Annotated in this window: 11 protein-coding genes; all 11 read right to left on the bottom strand. The window is 54.7% G+C overall.

Going from position 1 to position 19,613, the window contains the following annotated elements; genetic code table 11:
- Nucleotides 1–3: 3 nt before the first annotated feature.
- Nucleotides 4–2,079, bottom strand: a complete 2,076-nt coding sequence (locus PUT07_RS19010) for a hypothetical protein (RefSeq protein ID WP_274469933.1) — start codon at nt 2,077–2,079, stop codon at nt 4–6.
- Nucleotides 2,034–5,111, bottom strand: a complete 3,078-nt coding sequence (locus tag PUT07_RS19015; RefSeq protein ID WP_274469934.1) for a glycoside hydrolase family 2 protein — start codon at nt 5,109–5,111, stop codon at nt 2,034–2,036. Before PUT07_RS19015 ends, PUT07_RS19010 begins: the two co-directional genes overlap by 46 nt.
- 21 nt (nt 5,112–5,132) lie before the next feature.
- Entirely contained in the window at nt 5,133–6,785 is a 1,653-nt protein-coding gene (locus tag PUT07_RS19020; protein WP_274469935.1) for a hypothetical protein, read from the bottom strand.
- Nucleotides 6,775–7,650 carry a sugar phosphate isomerase/epimerase family protein gene (locus tag PUT07_RS19025; protein ID WP_274469936.1) on the bottom strand — a complete coding sequence of 292 codons (876 nt, stop codon included), beginning with the start codon at nt 7,648–7,650 and terminating at the stop codon, nt 6,775–6,777. The genes PUT07_RS19020 and PUT07_RS19025 overlap by 11 nt, the downstream gene beginning before the upstream one ends.
- Nucleotides 7,647–8,741 carry a Gfo/Idh/MocA family protein gene (locus PUT07_RS19030; RefSeq protein ID WP_274469937.1) on the bottom strand — a complete coding sequence of 365 codons (1,095 nt, stop codon included), beginning with the start codon at nt 8,739–8,741 and terminating at the stop codon, nt 7,647–7,649. Before PUT07_RS19030 ends, PUT07_RS19025 begins: the two co-directional genes overlap by 4 nt.
- A gap of 715 nt (nt 8,742–9,456) precedes the next feature.
- Entirely contained in the window at nt 9,457–11,817 is a 2,361-nt protein-coding gene (locus tag PUT07_RS19035) for a glycoside hydrolase family 95 protein (protein ID WP_274469938.1), read from the bottom strand.
- Complete coding sequence (locus PUT07_RS19040; protein ID WP_274469939.1) at nt 11,792–13,270, bottom strand: DUF5060 domain-containing protein; 1,479 nt, start codon at nt 13,268–13,270, stop codon at nt 11,792–11,794. The genes PUT07_RS19035 and PUT07_RS19040 overlap by 26 nt, the downstream gene beginning before the upstream one ends.
- 30 nt (nt 13,271–13,300) lie before the next feature.
- Nucleotides 13,301–14,743 carry a DUF5605 domain-containing protein gene (locus PUT07_RS19045; RefSeq protein ID WP_274469940.1) on the bottom strand — a complete coding sequence of 481 codons (1,443 nt, stop codon included), beginning with the start codon at nt 14,741–14,743 and terminating at the stop codon, nt 13,301–13,303.
- A gap of 18 nt (nt 14,744–14,761) precedes the next feature.
- A complete protein-coding gene (locus PUT07_RS19050; RefSeq protein ID WP_274469941.1) occupies nt 14,762–15,661 on the bottom strand; it encodes a carbohydrate ABC transporter permease in 900 nt (299 codons plus the stop codon).
- Nucleotides 15,662–16,636, bottom strand: a complete 975-nt coding sequence (locus tag PUT07_RS19055; RefSeq protein WP_274469942.1) for a carbohydrate ABC transporter permease — start codon at nt 16,634–16,636, stop codon at nt 15,662–15,664. It lies immediately after the preceding gene.
- Entirely contained in the window at nt 16,623–19,598 is a 2,976-nt protein-coding gene (locus PUT07_RS19060; RefSeq protein WP_274469943.1) for an extracellular solute-binding protein, read from the bottom strand. Before PUT07_RS19060 ends, PUT07_RS19055 begins: the two co-directional genes overlap by 14 nt.
- Between the last annotated feature and the right edge of the window lie 15 nt (nt 19,599–19,613).

Consider the following 19,613-nt stretch of genomic DNA (forward strand, 5'->3'; position numbering starts at 1 on the left):
CCGTCATGCCAACCTGTCTCGAAACCGCAAAGCATGATGAAGTACAAGCGCGGTAACCCATGACGGGTTCCATTTGTTGCTGTGTCCTCTGTGATTCCAATACGTTTGGAATAAGCCTTCCCCTTGCTCCCCGATCACCGTAAAGCCCCATTCGCCCGGCTTCGTGCATATGCACTGCCCCATCGCGTCCAGCACCGTCCGGCCCCAGTGTTCATACTGCTTATTTCCAGTCAGCTTGCCGAACTGCCAGAACTCATAGGACGGAAAGAAAACATCCAGGTGATGATTCTGCACGCTGACCCCCGGCCAGCCCACGGCGCTGAAACCCGTTTCGCGAAATGCCGAGCCCCGATCATAGACCGGGTTCCACATAAAGACGAAGGTTAACAGCCAGTCGCCGGAAACTTCGGCCCATTGCCGGTAGCGGTCATTTCTTGTCAACAAATACAGCTCGTAGGCGGCAAGGAAGAAGTACATTCCCGCTTCCTTATCCTCACACTTGGCGTCCAGCGTGGACCGGGCGAACGGCCTGTCGAACGTTTCGGCATGAAGCTCGTAATACCGCTGCATCATCGACTCGGCATATTCCAAATAGGTGGGCTCCAATGTCATCCAGTACGTTTTCACCAAAGCGATCAAGCAGGGAATGCCCGCTGCCGTAATCATCTCATCCGCCGGTGTACCGTCCATCCGCCAAGCGGATGGGAAGATGCCCGAAGGCAGAGCGCCGTTCAAGAAGAAATCGGCTGACTCCCGCAGCGCCTCGATCCAAGCCGCCGGAACTTCCCGGCCGCTCTCCCGAAACAGCAGCGCAATTTCGGCCAAGTCGGCCATCGTCTCGCCATAAGCCCGGCTTGATGCCACCGGCAGCTTATTCCAGTGGAAATCGTCCCATACCCCGTCCTCCAGACGATAGGAGCTGTGCCGTAAACCCGGTACGCCAGTGCGGCTCCCCGTCAAATAAAAATCGACGGCTTGCGCACATTTGGCAATACGCTCTTCCTGACCTTGCTCGAAGCCCAGCTTCGCATCGCACCAGGACAGCTTAAGACTTTGCCCCGTCCAACCGTACATATAATGCAGCGGATGCTTGGAGGCGTTGCCGAAAGCATTCGAATCGGTGAACTTCACATATCCGGCAGCCCCGTTCCCGCCGGTTCGCCAGCGGTCGTCCATCGCATTCGTCTTCAAGCCGATCAGCTCGTCGAGCGTATGCGGCTGCTTGCCTTCAGGCTTCAGCAGCTCCATCCCTTTGCGAACAATTTCACGGTAGGCATGACCGGTATGAGGGACAGTGCCCCAGTCCAGCGCATACGCTTTGGTCAGGGAGAAGCCCTGCGCCCAATCGAGATATCCCCCCGAATACGATTCGGTTCGATTTTTAGCTATATAATAGACGTCCTTCTCGCCATTAAACATGAGTACTCCGCTAAGCGCAGCCGCTGTGGTAGCCTCATCCTCCCGGATGGCCCCAAGCGAGCCGTAGTGCACGGTTCCATCCGCTTTCTCCACGTAATCCGGTACGGAAAACAAGGAGAAATACCGCGTGTCCTGTTCCTCCCACTCCACATTCACGCAAGGAATGGGCAGACGGTGCTCTTCGCAGATGAAGCCTTGGCCCGGACCCTCACCCAGCCGGGGAACGACCCGGTTCGGATCGGAAGAAGGATTGTTATTGTAGATCATGTGAGGGATCGTCACCTTCTCCTTGCTCCGCCTCGGAAGCCGGAAGTAGAGACCGACGGCCGCATCCTGCAGCTCGCTTCCACTCCGGTTCTCCCAATTAGCTCCGATCCGCAGCAGATCGTTGTCGTCGAAGGCCAGCTCCAACGTGACAGACAACTCGCCTAATTCCCCATCGATCCGAATCGATCCTGCCCCGTTTTCCACACCGACGTTCCGTAGACCCGGTGTATCCGCGCGCCACGGCCTGCCGGCCGAATAGATCAGCATGTCTTGTAACCGCCCCTTGAAGTAAGGGGAACGCTCACCCTCCGTTGTCAGCATGAGCTGTATTCCTTCTGGCGTATCCGCTACTTCGGCTCTTCTCCTCCGGTTGCGGCTAACAATGGCGTGCACTTGACACACTCCCCTTTCTTGCTGAACAAAGCTAACAAGAGTCGGTCCAATGTCGGATTGAAGCCTACTCTGCCCATTAGCGGCATGCAGACGAAGATCACCAGACCTTGCCCCAATCGTTTGAGCCCGACCACAGGCAGCTTACGCTTCCCGCTTGCTCCGCTGTTCGGCTGATAAGCGAAGACGATGGGCTCGATTCCTTCGCCCTGCAGATGGCTGTTGGTCACGCCGTCGATCCGATCGGTCGTCAAATTATATAGATAAGAGAAGTCATCCGGCTGCAGGCCCGGGATGTCGAGCTCTCCGGCTTGTATAGAAAGCGTATACACTTCTCTTAATTTCACGGTCTGAACTTGCGTTTCATCCAGATCCCACACACCGTTATCCGAGTGTTTCAATAAACAAACGGCCGTTGCGCCACTGCGTATTTTCGTCAGCAAGGAAGCTCTGTGCTGTTCGAATACTTCCGGCGAAGTGACGACAAACGTGCTGCCCGCCGCCGCTTCGTTCGAATAACGCTCGCCTGCAACTTGCAGCAGCGACCCGACAAGCTCCGATGCCGAATCGAGATAAACGATTTTCGCTTGTTTTGGATAGCCCGCTCTCGCGAAGGCATCAAATGCGAATCGTTCGGCGTTGAGCGTATTCCCGTTCTCGTCCAGCAGGTTCGCATCCACATACAAAGTCTTGCGGTCAGCAACCGTCGGTACGGAGAATCGGATCGAACCTCCATACTGGGAGGAAGCTACCGGTATAGAGGCGGCTATTTCGTAATGGCCGTATTCCCTGGAATCGTCCCGCAGCGTCGCCACGATGCGGCAGCGTCCGTATTCCTTCGCCGTATCGTTCAGAAGCCATGTCTCAATCTCCAGCGTTTCGCCTTCATACGCCTTCCACCGGTCGCATCGCAGGTTCACGCGCACAGGCTCCAAGCATGCCTTGTAAGTAAAATATGCCGGTTTGGGTATGCGGTCGACGCCTACAAGCGCTTTCATCCAACCTGCCGGCCAAGCATCGATAAGCAGGTGGATGGCTGTCGACACGATTCGGTCGGATCTTCTGCGCCAAGCATCCGTCATCAGCTTCGTCGCCAGACTCTGATGCTTCTGGCTAGCCTCGATCCATTCGCGCAGCGTATGCTGCTCGGCGTACCAATCGCCGTGAAGATTGTACGTTTGTGCGCCATGGATCACATTCGGCAGCCATTGGTCCTCTTGGGAGGCGGGCAGCCAGTCCTTCGGATAGCGGGCATGCATCAGTTCCGCATGATCCAGTCCTTCCGTCCCGTACTCGCCGCACCCGGCCTTCCAGCCGTCTCTGATCGTCGGCAAGTAGCCTTTATACATTTTCCCTACCGAAATCACATTGTTCGTATACCACAGATTGTAGCAATGGAAATCGGGCAGTCCCTCACGGGTTGGCGGGTTGTAATCACCCTCCGCATTTTTCACGACACGGTCGGGATTCTCAACGAAGATCGCCTGCCTGGAAGCAACGAAGAAGGCTTCGAGCTCATTCCGGTGTAAGAAGCGGTGCCCCTTGCGCCGTTTCTCCGTCCGTGAAGGCTCATTGATGAGCGAGACCATGATGGAGGACGGATGACTGCGGATCAGACGCTCCATCTCCGCCGCCTGCTTCACCCCTTCGACGAACTGGTTCCGGCGAATGAATCCGAACGTAGGCAAATCGCATTGATGCATCATGCCGAGCATATCGAAATAATCGTAAATCTCTTCTTGCACCGGCCGCTGCGTAACCCGATAGAAATTCATATTCGCGATCTTCGCGATCAGGATATCATCGATAAGCTGATCGAAATCGTTGTTCATGACGCACTGCTGCAGATGTCCCATTTCATTAGCGCCACGCAGTATAATCGGTTTATTGTTCAAATAGAGCGTGCCTTTCGAAGGCTCCATTTCGTCCATATGGAATTTGCGCATACCGAAAATTCGATCTCTGCTGTCCGTGCAATCTTCGCCGTTCCTGATCTGAATTCGCGCCGCATACAGCAGCGGAGAATCGGGCTCCCATAATTGGAATGACGGGAAATCCACCTTGTAGCGGAAATAATTGATGCCCGGTCCGGCATAAGCAACCGTGAACGAGATCGGGCCGACGCCTTCGCCCTCGAAATTGTTCGGCATGATGTCCAGATTCAGCTCGAAATTTTCCACAATTTGCGTCGTCGTGTTCACGGCATCGATCCATACTTCCACCGATCCGCTGTCAATATCCGGCCTTATGAACACGTCCTGGATGAACAACTCGGAACGCTGTTCCAAATAAACATGATTGTAGATCCCCGCTCCCGGCGGGCAGTGGTTCCAGCCGTCGTTAGGATCGTCCCAGCCCGGACCCGTCGCTGCATAAATTTTGTCGCCATCGAGCTTCGTTCCGCCGACACCCATCATCGGGAAATCGGTGTGCACCTCAACGACCAATGTGTTCTGCTCTTGCAAGAAATCGGTCACATCAAATTCAAATGGCGCGAAGAAGCCTTCGTGACTGCCGATGCATTTGTGATTCAAATAAACTGTCGTTTTATAGTCAACACCCTTGAACACGATGTAAACCCGTTTGCCGGCAGGAATAGCGGGATACGCAAACTGGCTGCGGTAAAATCCGGTCCACTTGCCTTTCTCCCCTGTAGGACCGCGGAAATCAGGAATCGTGACTTCCTCCCAGTCCCCCGCTCCCTCGAGCACACGGGTAAAATCGGTATCGGCCGGTGTCTGATAGCGGAATTGAAACTTGCTGCATAGCTGGCGGTCCCGCTGAAAAGCCGAAGACGGTGCCAAGCTGCGCATATACGGGCGGTACTTCTGGCGCAATTGCTTCAGTTCTTCCTGAAAGGCAGCCAACTGCTCGTCGAACGTTAGGCTGACGGTACGCATAGCCCCTTCCGTTCCCGGTGCGAAATATTTTTTCTCATATGTGATAGGCGGAATGTCCCGCAGTTCCTCTTTATTTCCGGGATGCTCGCGAAACGCGATTTCCGCGAACTGATCCAAACGTTTTGTCGGCTCCAATCAGATCTCCACCTTACCTCGTCATTCCTGCACAATGTCAAAATCTAACGCAAATCCTTCTTCATCCTGCGGGTACATCCGCACTTCCGTTGACCCGAAACGCTGTGTCCACACCCGCTTCTCGCCCAAGAACGGCTCTACAGCCTCTCTTGCTTCGCTTCCCAGGAAATCGCCGGTAACGATCCACTTGCCGAAGCCCGCCTTGCCGCTTTCCTTGAAGCGTTCCGGACCATCCGCCGGGAGAAGCCAGTCGGCGATAACGACGACGGCGCCCTCTTCCGCTTTCTTGACGATGTTCGCGAATGCAGCTGGGGACAGCGTCGAACCGCCAACAACAATTAACTTAGGCTGGCCCAATTGTTCGGCCGTTACGTGCTCGTCAAATGCCAGTACATTGTTCACCGGATAAAATAAAGGATGCACCCGCCTGCCCTCTGCACCCGTAAATCCTTGCTTCAACGGGAACCGGTCGAGAGGCACTTCCCGCTTCAGCTGATGTCTCGGGAAATCGTATCCCGGAATATGCATGCAGCTGCCGTGAGCGGGGATCGTCCCCCGGCTGAGCAGATGCCAGATGTGAAACACGCTCTGGCTTCGCTCGATGTCCTGCGCGTTCCGCAGGCGATTGCCGAAAAGCCGCTCGTTCTGGCCATAATTCGCGTCATCCGAATGAATGACGGCAATGTGCGGGGCCGCCTCGGCATGAGACCAAGTCAGCCGATGCTCGGGTATAAACTTGCGGACGAATTGCTGCCATACTTCGCCGAATTCCGTTTTGGCGAAGCCTTTTGGCCCGTGCTCCAGCAAAACATCGATATTTTCTACGAACAAATGGGACGGACCCATGAAATATCCCAGCTTCAAAGCGGACTCGAATTCCTGCGGCGAATGACCCGGGAATCCGGGAAAGCGCGTGAACCACGGTCCGGTGTCAGGCCCCCATAGGTCGGCGCAGATCCACAGCGCCCTGCCGTACTGCTTCGCCGCCCCTAAAGCTGTAGAGAGCTGCAGCGATTGGAACGACTCTTTCATGATTTTGGGGCACACATCCATGCCGGCTCTGGCATGCGTATGAAACATCGTCGGAAACACTTGCTCCGAGATCAATGGCACGGATGTGCCCGTTCCCCCTGCACGCTCCGCCAGCTGCTGAACGTGCTCCGCTTGTGTTCGAACGGCTTGCTCCACCTTGCTTCGCGAGTTCGCCGCATCCAATCCGTCCGTGTCGGCCCAGTGCGGATACCATCCGTCTTTGCGGTACTGGCCGGCGTTAATTTGCAAATGCTCCGGCTCGTCATACAGCAAGCCGATGCAACGCCCGGATGCGGCTGCCTGGATGACGTCCTTGTCGGCAATATCGTACCGGTTCGTTCCTTCCACCCACGGACCGTTAATGTTGCCGTATTCGTTGCCGAGGCAAATGTCCATTCCCGCTGCCGTAACATCCCGGACCACCTCTGCCAGATCGGCACCCGGCAGCACATGATGAACGTAGAAGTCCGCTCCCAGCTCCTGCATACCGGTAACGAAAGCTCCGGCATCCGGTTTCGGATCTTGCGAGGGGTAGACGCTGCCTGTTCCCGTCCGCATCACGAGATCCGATGCCTCGCCTGCCCATGGATCCTGCCACGCGACAACAGGCCCTTGAATACCCAGTTTCGGTTTATGCGTCACCGGCGTGTTTCACTCCCCTGCTGGCTTCCACATGCTCGAAGGAATGGCGGATGATTGCCAGGCAATCGTCGACTTCTTCAGGCTTGGCATGCTCCAGAATGAGGGGGACCTCCGGCATCCGGCGGGACAGAAGCTCCGCATACACGTGCCAGTCCGCCTGCCCTGCTCCCACGCGCGGAGTCGTGAACCCTTCGGTTCCGTACAGCGCATCCTTGGCATGCGCGATCGGGCAATTGGCGCCGATCTGGTCGAACATTTTGGTCATCGCTTCCTGCTGTCTGGTCAAATCTTCCTGCGTCAGATAGTTGAAAGGATCCATGATGAACGCCAGCCCCTCCGTTCCCAAGCGCTGCAGCATTTCTGCGGCCTGGTCCGTGCTTGCAAGCACATTGAGCACGAAGCCTTCGGCAAGCAGTACGGCATCGTTCTTCACCGCCCTGTTGCGCAGCCGGTCCGTAATCTGCAGCAGCTGCTCCCATGCCTCTGGCGTGCGATTGCCTTCGTAATCGCGCCAAGCATTAGTCGGATGCAGACTGCCTGTTTCGGTCGCGATATACCTAGTTCCGTAGACCGAACATAGGTCGATCATCCGCTCTAATTGTTCGAGCTTCGTTTCTCTTTTCGACAAATTCGGATTCATCAAATTCGTATACCCCGATAAACCGACGATACGGATGCCTCTTTGCTCGAAAATGGAGCGAATTTTCTCTGCGCGCACCGGCGAGAGCGGCTGGTCATCCATGACCTGAACGGCTTGCTTGGGATCCAGCTGCACATAACGCATGCCCTTGCTGCGCGCGTCTTCCGCCATCGCCTCTGCGCTCCAGCCCATATAGACATAACTCATAAAACCGAGTTCATTCATCCCACAACGCTTCCTTTCAGCACATCCGTTCTTTCCACCACACAGCCTTGTTGGCTCGATGCGACCATCGCCGTGGTCAAAGCAACGGTTTGCAGGTTATCCTCCGATGTGACCGGCGGGAGCTCGCCTTCTTCCAAAGCCGTCATGAACGCAATCATCGAACCGGCGAATGCGTCCGGGAACCAGCTTCCTTTGAGCTTGATCTCGTGCACGGCGTTTTTGTGCTTGTTCAGTGCCATGTACAGCGCATCCTGCGTGCACCAGAGGCTTCCTTCCGTGCCGTCGATCCACCACGTATTGCCGTGCGAGCGGTTCGCTTTGGCAATATTGTTGAAATGCAGCGTTGCCATCAGCGGGTTCCGGCCGCCCTTCGGCCCGAACTCCACGTTCGCCGAGTAGATGAGCGGGCTGACGGCATTTTGCCCCGGAAGCTGCGCTGTCGTGCAGTGCACCCTGGACCATTCCTCCTGATGAGGATTGAAATGCCGGCACAGGTCCACATAGTGAACGCCGTGGTCTACAATGTTGAAGTTCTCCATCTGCGTCCACCATCTCCCAGCCTGGTCTTGATAGGAACGCATATTATGATAAATGCTGTAGATTTCACCTATGAGGTCTTGTTCAAGCACCGTCTTTAGTGCTTTGTGGGCCGGCGCCCAGCGGGCTTGCTGATTGACGCCAAGGACAATGCCGAGCCGGTTGGCTTCGTCGCTCAGACGCTGTGCCTGGGGCAAATTCAGCGCCAACGGCTTCTGGCATAAGACCGGTCGCGGGGCTTTCCCGATCTCTCTCAGCACTTCCAGACGCGGTTCGGGATGGATCGCGAGATCGATTACCCCTACATCCTCCCGCTCCAGCAGCTCATTCACATTCGTCGTCCAGAATGGGATATCGAATTTCTCGGCTGTGGCGCGCGCCGCATCCGCATTCACGTCGCAGCATGCAGCGATATGCAGGCCATATTTGCGGTACGCGGGCAAATGCGCCGTATTGGCGATGCTGCCGCATCCGATAAGGCCGATTCCGTATTGATTCACATTAGCGATACGCTTCTTATTGGGCAAATAATCTTCTGGTCTAATGAATTCCATGGTCCCACCTCTTTATTTCTTACATTACACGAGTATGGAAAAACATTTATGGGGTATTTATGCTTTTTTGTAGGGATGATTCAACCACGTTGGCACATCGCTGTGAAAAGGATCGAAATGTGACGAGAGAGGGGCGTTGGAGGAGTGTTGGAGGAGTGTTGGAGCAGCGTCAGGGGAGGCGACTTGTCTTTGGGCGCCGTTGCTGTCCCTTGCGGTGGGGGGCGAGAAATTCTGCTGCGCTGCGCTAGAGGGTTGTCTGGGTGGCGTAACGGGAATTTCTCCCGTTATTTTCGAGAATTTTGGGCTTGGAGCGCGAGTAGGGGGAATTTCTCCTGTTAATGCGGTGGCTGCTGCCTGGAATGGCCGATTTTTCGAGTAAATAACGGGAGTTTATCCTTTTAATTGGTGATGCGGGGGTGGATGCAGGAAGAATAACGGGAGTTTTTCCCGTTATTGTCGGACAGCTACTTTATCGGCGAGGGAACTCCCCGCTAGTGGGGAGCAGCTACTTTATTAGTCGAGGAACCGCGGTGACGTTGGAGGAGACCAGTTACGTTCGGAGGAGGGGCCTCCGAGGGACGCTAGGGGATGCGTAAGGATGCGTAAGGATGCGGCTACCAGTTACTCTCACCGGAGGTACCAGAGCGGGCGGAGTCTGACGCCTATCGAACAGCAAAACAAAAAGGCCACCCAACAGGTGACCTTTCGCGATACATCAATGATTCGTAGCTTCTTTGAGAACGCCTTCCATCGTTTGCACGCCGAGCTTAAGCACGTAGCGCTTACCGACCTCGGCTTGGAACCGGATCGTGTCGGCATGCGCCTCCACTTTCACCGGCACGCCGTCGGATTCGACGATCAGCGGAGCCCCCTGGCCGTTTCTGTAAACAACGGTGCAGGCTTGGCTCGCCTTGGCCTGAATGACGCAGTGGGTCAGCGCCCCATCGGCCCAGGCCATATCGACATCGAAGCCGCCTCTTGCTCTTAAGCCGCTGACGGAGCCTTTGGACCACGCGCTTGGCAGTGCCGGCAGCAGGTTAATCTCTCCGCGGTGCGACTGCAGCAGCATCTCCGCAATGCCGGCGGTTCCGCCGAAATTGCCGTCGATCTGGAACGGCGGATGATTGTCGAACAGGTTCGGCAATGTGGAGTGGCCGAGCAGCATGCGCAGATGCTCGTAAGACTTCTCCCCGTCTTCCAGTCGCGCGAAGAAGTTGATGATCCACGCCCGGCTCCAGCCCGTATGGCCGCTGCCGGCTTCCAGTCTGCGCTCCAATGTGCGCTTGGCGGCATTCGCCCACTCCGGCGTGTGGCGCACATGGATCATTTCGCCCGGATGAAGGGCGAACAGATGGGAGATATGACGGTGACCCGGGTGCACTTCGTCCCAATCGTTGACCCATTCCTGCAGCTGCCCGTGCTTGCCGATTTGCGGCGGCGGCAGCTTGCGGAGCATCCGCTCCCACTCGTTCCGCGTGCCTTCGTCCGTCTTCAGCAGCTCGGAAGCTTCGATACAGGCCCGGAACAAGGAGTAGACGATCTGCGTATCCATGGACGGCCCGACCGTCAAACAGCCTACGCTGCCATCGGCGCCGATAAATTTGTTCTCCGGCGATGTGGACGGCCCTGTAATCAAGCGCCCCTGCTCATCTTCGAATAGATAATCCAAGAAAAATTCGGCGGCTTCTTTCATAACCGGGTAAGCCCGTTCACGCAGGAAACGCACATCCTGCCCATAACGGAAATGCTCCCACAGATGCAAGGTCAGCCAAGCGGCCCCCATCGGCCATATCGAGCCCGGCATGAAGTTGCCCTCAATTTGGGTAGCTCCCCACATATCCGTGTTATGATGGGCAACGAATCCCCGGCAGCCGTAAACTTCCTTCGCCGTTTTGCGCCCGTTGATGCGCATGCGGTCGATGAGGTCGAACAGCGGCTCGTGGCACTCCGGCAAATTGGCCACTTCCGCATGCCAATAGTTCATCTCCGTATTGATATTGATCGTATATTTACACTCCCAAGGCGGAGTAAAGCTTTCATTCCATATGCCTTGCAGGTTGGCCGGGTTCGAGCCCGGACGGGAAGACGCCATCAATAAGTAGCGGCCGTACTGAAAATATAGCGCCATCAGTCCGTGATCGCTGCCGCCTTCCTTGAAGCGCTGCAGACGGGCGTCGGTAGGCAGGATATCTGCTTCTTTATCCTCCTCGGGCCGCCCCAGCTCCAGCTTCACGCGCTGAATCCGGTTCACGTGATCGGTCACGTGATCTTTTCTCACTCTCTCGTATCCTTTGCCTGCGGCATGCTCCAGCTGCCGGATGCATACGGCGATCGGGTCCGAGTGACGGAAGGAGGTTTGTGCGGCTACATAGATCGTGACCGCCTCGGCCTGAACGATGAGGAAATCGCCGACCGCTTTCACTGAGCCGCCGTCAGGAACCGCTTTCACAGCGGCACAATAAGTAACCCCGCCTCTGCCGTTCTCGCCGCTCATGACAAGGGTGTCGTTCGCAATTTTCTGAGTGCCTTCATCGAAGGGACGCCGGCTCAAATGCATGCGCAGATTCAACTTGGCGGGCCGGTCGCATGTGATGCGGATCGCCATAACCTGATCGACGGCCGAGCTGAACAGCTCTCGGGTATGCAGGATATCGTTCAGGCAGTACCCCACCTGCGCGACGCCTTGCTCGATATCCAATTCCCGATAATAATTGGAAATCATCTTCTTCTCGCCGTCATGGTAAATTTGGAAATCGCCGAGCGGCTGGTACGGATGCAGCGATTTGGGAATGGACATCATCCCCATCTGTGCGAGCTCCTCCGCTTCGATTTGCTTGCCTTTCATCAACAGCTGGCGGACCATCGGGAAATATTTCTGCCCTTCCGGGTTATCGCCGTTCACAGGACCGCCGTACCAAACGGAGTCTTCATTAAGCTGCAGTCTTTCGTTATTCACTTTGCCGAATATCATGGCGCCCAGCCGTCCATTGCCGATCGGCAGCGCTTCATTCCACGATCTTGCGGGTTTCTCGTACCACAACTTGGTTCCGTTAGCTGAATTGCGAGCTGGTTTCATCCGCAGCACTCCTCATTTTTTGAATTCTTATCGCATAATAAAGCTCTCCAGGCAAATGAATGCGGAAACGCCCTTCATAAGTGCCTTCGAGTCTCGTTATATTCATGTTCCACGTATCGATTAGATCTACTTGATAACTTCCTTCAGCCATTGCAAATTCACGGTAGGCAAAGCGATGCGGGCCAAAATATTGCAAATAGTATTCGCCTGGCAGCGACAATGTCGCGGCATCGTAGCTATCGCTCGTATAGGCGATCTGCGCCGGAGCCTCCTCCATAATGCTTCTGAGGAATTCGATTCTCCGGACGCTCTTCCCATGCAGCTCCCCGCCATGCGAACTCCACGGAATGTGCTCCGCATTCCAATACGATTCCCCGTGCATCACATAGCCTCCGCGGCACGTGCCTTCCCATAGGCGGCATAGCAGCTCTTCAGGCGATAGACTGCCCCAGAGGGTATCCATGTTGCCCTCATAACCGCATTCCTCAATAATAGCCGGTTTACCGTATTGTTTGGTGCACTCCGAGATCACTTTCACATCCGCGTGACGCAGGCTGGCGTGGGTCGTCCATGGCGTGCCGTAATCATACCACGTGCTGCTGTTATGAATGGACCGCAAATGGCCTCCGCAATCGCATTCTTGTATAATTCGGAACAAACGGTTCCAATCCTCTGTTTGTTTCTGCTTCATTTCATCATATTTATCCGCTAGCGACCACCAAACATGACTGAACGCGCCTAATCGCGCAACGACATACCGAACGTACCGGTCATCCGCTTCCGCGGGCATCCGGTCAAACCCCCAGCCGCCTTCAGCATCCGGATGGAACAGAACGAGCTCGGCCTGGATGCCAAGTGCCGCCAGATCGTGCACCCGTTTCTCCAAATGCTGAAAATACGCCGGAGAAAACCTGGTGAGATCAAAGCCCGAATCCGGTGATCCTGCGAACGGATACAAGACCGGTTCCGCTTCATTCTGCATGTGCGGCTTCGGCAAGACGAACATGCGAACTTTATTGAAAGGCGCACTGCTTAACGTTCGCAGCGTTTGTTCCTGCATTTCGCTGCTTTGCAAGTGCCACGCCTCACAGGTCGTTCCGAACGGTATAAACCGGGTGCCGTCCGCGTAATGAAAGCGGGCCGCATCTTTGACCCTAACCGGACCGTGGCGGTCCGGCGCAGCCGGGGTGCAAGCAAACTCCCCTTTGAGCCCGTCCATCTCTCCGATATGACTGGAGGTTTCGAAGGTCCATACCCCTTCTTCGTCCGGCATATACCGGATTCGGTACTTGCCGGAACCGTCATAGAAGCCTTCGGCGTAACCCTCTGTTAATCCTTTCTTGAACAGTGCGCTGAGTCGAACATCCGTGAACGGATTTCCTTGAGAAGGAACGTCCAACGTAAGCTCGAACATGCCCCAGCGCTCAACACTTCTTGTAAATTCCAGGACCATCCCCTCCTTTCAGGTAAGCGAGCTGTGGTTTTAACCAACATCAACCCGTTGAATACGAAGCGCCATATAAGGCTTGCCAGGCAGTTCAATCCGGCATTCCCCGCGGTACGTGCCATCCAGAGGAGTCACCGTCATATTCCACGTATCGATCAGTTCAATCACGTAATCAGCGTCCTGCCTCAGCTTCAGCGATTTATAAGCGTACTGATGGCGCCCGAAGTACATCAGGCTGTATGTCCCCTCCTCGCCGGCTTTCATCCAGTCGGCGGGACCTTCCTCCATCACTCGGCGTAAGAACGCGATTCTCTCCGTGCTCTCGCCGTACAGCTTGCCTCCGGAAGAGATCCAGGCCCTTGTCTCCCGGTCGATGAACGACTCGCCATGACCGACGAACCCCCCTCGCGACATTCCTTCCCAGAAGCGATGCGTCAGTTCCCCGCCGGAGATGTTGCCCCACCGTCTGGAGCTGTTGCCTTCGTAAGAGATCTCGTCGATCACGATCGGTTTGGCCACCGCATCCCGCCAGGCGGTTGTCAGCTCCGCATCCCAATGCTGAATGCTTTGATGCGTAATCCAAGGTTTGGTGAAATCATACAAGCTCGATGATTTGTACATTTTCGTTCCGTTATGGATCGATCGCAGATGCTGATACGGATCATAACGTTGAGTCAATTGAAGCAGCCGGTCCCAATCGGCAACCGTCTTATATTTATTAAAGTCGTATTCGTTGCACAGCGACCACCACACGTTGCGGAACGAAGCCAAGCGCGCGATCACATAGCGCAAATAATAAGCGTCCGTCTCCGCGTCCATGTTGTCGATGCCCCAATACCCTTTGTCATAGGGATGGAACAGTACGAGATCGGCTTCGATGCCAAGCTCCATCAGATCGCGGATGCGAGTTTCCAGATGTGCGAAAAATTCCGGATTAAACCGCCGTCTGTCGAGATCCTCCGGACTCGTTCCGGCGAAGGCGAGCCGGAGCGGAGGCTGCATATCCCGAGTCGGCAGCAGGCACATCCTCACTTTATTGAACGGCGAGTTCTTCAGCGTCCGCAGCGTGAGCTCTTCGAGCTCTTCGTTACGGTGATGCGTCCAATGGTAGCAGGTCGTCCCGAAGGGCATATAAGGCGTCCCATCGTCATAGGCGAACAAATACCGGTCCTTCACCCGCACGGCTCCATGATTGCCGGCGGACGGCGCGGTGCAGAGAAATTCGCCGCTATGGCCGTCCAGCTCAGCATGGCTGCTGCTGGTCACATACCGCCAGTCGCCGGGCCTGTCAGGCATGAAGCGAACCCGGTAGGTGCCGTTCCCGTCGTAGAATCCGTCGGGTTCGGCCATATAATTTTTGTACTGAAATTTCGCAGAGAATCGTACTTCCTCATAAGGATTTCCTTCCGAAGGACCGTTCAGCGTCAGCTCGAACTGTCCCCATTGTTCCACTTCCAGCTTGGTGCGATGCCGAGTCATGCTAGTTCAGTCCTTCCTTTATTTGATCCCGGAATGAGCCATCGTAGCGATGACCTTGCTTTGAAAGACGAGAAACATGATCAGGTTAGGCAAAAACAGGAGCAGCGCAGCCGCTGCCGCAGCGCCTTGTCTGGCCACGCTGTTGGCCATCCCGCTCGTTAATGTTTCCACATAGAACGGGAACGTCTTCATCGCCTCATTCTGCATATAGGAGGTTGAAGTACTTGAATCCTTCCATGCCGAGTCGAACGCGATGATGGCGATCGTTGCCACTGCGGGCATCAGCATCGGCATTACGATACTGATAAACAGCCGCAGCTCTTTGGCGCCGTCCATCTTCGCCGAATCGAGCAGCTCATCCGGCAGTTGGTCAATAAATTGCTTCATGAGGAACACCCCGGTCGGCACGGCGACCAGCGGCAGAACGTGACCCCAGTAAGTATCGAAAATGTGCAGCTTGCTCACGATCAAATATTTAGGGATTTCAACGGTTTCCGGAACGAACACCAGTGTGAGCAGGATCGTGCCGAATACGAGCTTATATCCCGGGAATTTATGCTTGGAAATCGCATAAGCGCACATCGCGCTTGTCATCGTGATCAGGAAAACCGCCATCGACGTCACAATGACACTATTGAACAAATACCGGGACACCGGAACCGCCGTGCCTTTGGTTGTGGCCAGCAGCTCCGCAAAGTTCTGCAGCGACGGTTCTCTTACAAAGATGTTCGGCGGGTAGATAAATAACTCCTGATACGGCTTGAAAGCGTGATTAATAATATAGACGATCGGCAGCAGCATGAAGATGCTAAGCGCGACGAGAAACAATGCCGTACACAGCTCGAATGTGCTGAGCTTCCGAAAGCCTGCGCGTCTGCGCCACGAATCCAGCTTGTGAAACGATGCTGACAGTTTCATTTATTCCTCTCCCTTCGTTCCGAACAGCTTCCAGCTCAGCTTCTGGGCGAAATAAACGATCGTTAGCAAACATACGGTCAAGGCTGTCGCATAGCCGAGCTCAAACCGTTTTAACCCGTAGTCGTCAATATGCGTCGTAATCATATGGCCCGCATATTCCGGTGTCGGATTCATGCCGGACAGCGCCGTTCCGATAGAAGACAGCTGAATCGCCCCGACGATGGCCATGACGGCCCCGAACAGCATCTGAGGTTTCGTGGACGGTATCGTAATATACCAGACTTCCTCCAACCGGCTGCGAATGCCGTCCAATCGTCCGGCCTCATACAGCTCGGGATTGACGTTGAGAATACCGGCCAGCATGCCCAGGAAGCCGATCCCCATGCTTTTCCACAGGGATACGACGACCATCGAGGTCATTAAGTGCTCTTTACTAGTTACCCATTGTACCGGTTCGCTAATCAAGCTCATTTTGAGCAAGAAGCTGTTCAAATATCCGATTCTGTCGCTGGAGAGCATCGGCGTCCAGATGATGCTCATGGCAACTAAGCTTGCCAAGGATGGCGTGTACATGGCCAGTGTAAACCATTTGCGGTACACACCGGGTAAAATGGAAATCAGCCATGCCAGCATGAAGGCGCATACGTAGCCACCGGAGCCGACAATCAAGGCGAAAGATAACGTATTAGGCAGCGCATATTTGATCAGAATCAAATCTTGCGAAAGCATATAACGGAAATTATCCCAGCCGATGAAACGAGGCGTTTCGATAGCGTTAAAATACGTAAAGCTGAGCGCTAAGGCGGATAATACCGGAAGCAGAATAAAGATAATGAAGCAGATCATGAAAGGGGCGATGAATAAATACGAAATCCTGTATTGCCAAAGCGTATGCAGCGCCGCCAGCAGCCTGTTTTTGCGGACTTTGACCGTATGCAGCGGCCGCGGAAGCACCTGCACCTCACTTTTTAACATACTTATCCACTCCTTCCCAAGGCTTTGTAATGACAGGTAAGTTCAAGGAACGAAGCAATTGTCCGTTCGCGTCGGCAAAATGGAACTCTTGATTCTTTCTTACGATTTCTCGGTCGACTTCTTTAATCGCGGTTTCCAGCGAAGTGCGGTAGTTTTCCCCGCCAATGACGGTTCGTGTCCATGCGTTAAGCAGCTCGCGTTCCATATAATAGCTGCCCGGCACTTTGCCCACTTCCCGGAACCATTTCCATTGCTCCAGAATGGCTTGCAGGTCCTCTTCCTTCCAAGGCAGCTTGACGAACGCATCGACATTGGACGTGTACCAACGGAACGTTACGCCATTAAGCGTCTCCAAGTCCGTGCCGTACTGCTCCTGCACCTCTTCGGACATCCACCATTTCAGGAATTCCCAGCTTTCTTTCGGCTTCTTCGTATTTTGGAAGATGGCTGAAGCGAATTGATCGCCGCCATTGCCCCCCGTCCATCTGACAACGGATCCGTCCGGCTGCTTGACGCCGGGAATCGGCGCTACGCCCCAGACACCGTTCAGTTCGGGAGCGGCAACCGTCAATTGGAGATAGCCGTTCAGATCGGCAATCCCGATCGGATATGAGCCGTCGCGGAAATGCTGCACGAAGTTGTCGCTTTTCTGATCGATCCCGTATTTATTTTGCAGATCCGTCCATGCTTTGAACGCCTCGAAGCCTTTATCCGTATTGAGTCCTGTGCGCGAGCCGTCCTGCTTGAAGTATTCAAGCCCATGCATTTGCATGAAGATGCCGTGCTCGACCGGCGTGAAATTCATTCCGTTCTGCTGCAGCACCGGCAGCATCCGGTATACGTCATCCCAGGTGTCCGGGACGCTCAGTCCGAGGCTTTGCAAAATATCTTTCCTGTAGAACATCATGGAGAACGTCTGCGTTTCCGGCAAGCCATAGTAGCCCCCATTGTAGTAATAAGGCATCCATGCGCCAGGAGCGAATTGTTTGAACACTTCTTCGAAGTCCGGGAACTGTTTCAAATTGTAAGCTCCGTTCCGAATCGCATAGTCGAACGGCGTGTCGGCCGTCAGACCGATTCCGACGTCGGGAGCCATCCCTGCGGCATTCATCAGGAGAAGCAGCTTATCGTCCTTGAGCAGATTCACCTTCACCTTAATGCCCGTTTGCGGAGTAAACGATTCATTCGCCATGCTTTGCAGCAAATTGACATAATCGCGTCCGCGGTTCATCCATATATTAAGAACTTTATCATCCGTGTTCGTCGCGTTCTCTTGAGATCGGAACGAATTCAGGAAGTTAATGAGCGAGCCTTGAATCCGTTCCGTGAACGTCGCTTCCATCTTCGGTAACGGCTTGTTAGCCGGTACGATATAGAGACGGTCGAGCTGGAGCGGCTGAGAGCTCAGCTGTTTGACTAATTCGGCAAGCTTGCCCTGCATTTTGTTCATTCTGCCTGCATCATAAGGAATTTCGTCAGGGTACTTGAGCAGGGTTTCAATATCTTTGCCAACCGTAACCAAGCCTTGGGACAAGGCATCTGAACGGCCGTTGATGGCAATTAACTGCTCTCTCGTCGCCGCGAGGTTATCGTTCAGACTTTGCAGCTGTTCGACAAAGCCCGGCAAGTCCTTTTTCAAATCCCATGTCCGGTTCTTATCGTCTACGCCGCCCGTTAACGTGCGCAGATCGGCGGACAGCTTAACCAATGTCGCAATCGCCTTATCCATGTCCACCGCGGCAGCGGTGAGCGGCGCCTGCGTGACGCGCATCGAAATGGCGTTCGTGCCTTTCTGCAAATAGAACTCGAACGGCTCCCCTGCTTCGTTGGCCAGCGCTCTGCCCTTCCACCCCGTTGCGTATGGGAAGCGGTAAGCTTTCAGCTCGGAGAACGGCACTTTGCCGTTGATCATAATCGTCCGGAACGCAGAGCGGTTCGAGACAAAGGACTGCTGCTGGCGCAAGGCGATTTTGTAAAATCCGGCTTCAGGAACCTCGAAATTCCAACTTATTTCCTGATTTTTCGACGACCAATGCAAGCCATCGAGCGTATTATAGCTAATTTTGCCACGTACATACGGGCTGTTCGCAATATCGTTATCGAAAGCTAACGTAATGGAAGAATCGTTCTTCCAGGCGACCTGCTCCGCTTCGATCACAATCGGCTCGGCTTCAATGGCGGCAGCGTCCTTCGGCTGATCTTTGCGAACCGTTGCATAATCCGCAATGACGTCAGGCGCTTTGAACGTAATCGACTCGAGCGCCATCGGATCGCTTCCGGACAACCGGATCTTATGCTTCCCTGGCGTCAAATTCCAGAGCAGCGCATCGGCATAAGCACCGGACATATCGCGAAGCTCCCAGGTTTGCCACCCGGAGACATCCGTGGCGGCAGGGCGAATTTCATCGCCGTTGTCATCCCGGACAACCGGCATCTTATCCTTCCAATGGCGGTACAGCTCAAGTGATTTGGACTCCAGATAAGGCGCCGTTCCGTCCACGCTCAAGCTGAGCGCGATCGGTTTCCGGTCTCTCGTATCGACGAAAGGATGATAGGACAACTCGATGGCATACAAGCCGCCCTGCGTAACATCCAATTCGTATTCAACCCATTCGTCACTCTTGGCGCTCCATACCAGAACGCCGTTCTTACCCTTGTATGCCTCTACCGCCGTATTAGCGTTAGGGGATTTCGCCGATATACTTGCTCCGTTAATCGTTATCTTTCCCGTGTGGTTGACCGAAGCCCCGTTCTTCTTCCACCCCTCAAGCACTTCGGCATAGGCCGGCAGCAAATTTCGGGTGGACTGCGATCCCGCTTCCGTTTCGACAACCGGCGTACTTGCCTTAGGCAATGTGCCGCTGTCGATCGCGAAGGTCGATAGCCCTGGACCAGCTAGACACGCGATGGCTAACATCATCGACACCCATGTCCGTGTTCTTCGTAACGCTTTCAACTCCATCCCTCCCGCTGCTCT

The sequence above is a fragment of the Paenibacillus sp. MAHUQ-63 genome (assembly GCF_028765165.1).
Lineage (GTDB): Bacteria > Bacillota > Bacilli > Paenibacillales > NBRC-103111 > Paenibacillus_E.

What these genes read in the sequence shown, in the direction of transcription:
- PUT07_RS19025 (WP_274469936.1), bottom strand. Translation starts at nt 7,650, where the DNA reads ATGAATGAACTCGGTTTTATGAGTTATGTCTATATGGGCTGGAGCGCA.
- PUT07_RS19045 (WP_274469940.1), bottom strand. Translation starts at nt 14,743, where the DNA reads ATGACTCGGCATCGCACCAAGCTGGAAGTGGAACAATGGGGACAGTTC.
- PUT07_RS19060 (WP_274469943.1), bottom strand. Translation starts at nt 19,598, where the DNA reads ATGGAGTTGAAAGCGTTACGAAGAACACGGACATGGGTGTCGATGATG.
- PUT07_RS19035 (WP_274469938.1), bottom strand. Translation starts at nt 11,817, where the DNA reads ATGAAACCAGCTCGCAATTCAGCTAACGGAACCAAGTTGTGGTACGAG.
- PUT07_RS19040 (WP_274469939.1), bottom strand. Translation starts at nt 13,270, where the DNA reads ATGGTCCTGGAATTTACAAGAAGTGTTGAGCGCTGGGGCATGTTCGAG.
- PUT07_RS19050 (WP_274469941.1), bottom strand. Translation starts at nt 15,661, where the DNA reads ATGAAACTGTCAGCATCGTTTCACAAGCTGGATTCGTGGCGCAGACGC.
- PUT07_RS19030 (WP_274469937.1), bottom strand. Translation starts at nt 8,741, where the DNA reads ATGGAATTCATTAGACCAGAAGATTATTTGCCCAATAAGAAGCGTATC.
- PUT07_RS19055 (WP_274469942.1), bottom strand. Translation starts at nt 16,636, where the DNA reads ATGTTAAAAAGTGAGGTGCAGGTGCTTCCGCGGCCGCTGCATACGGTC.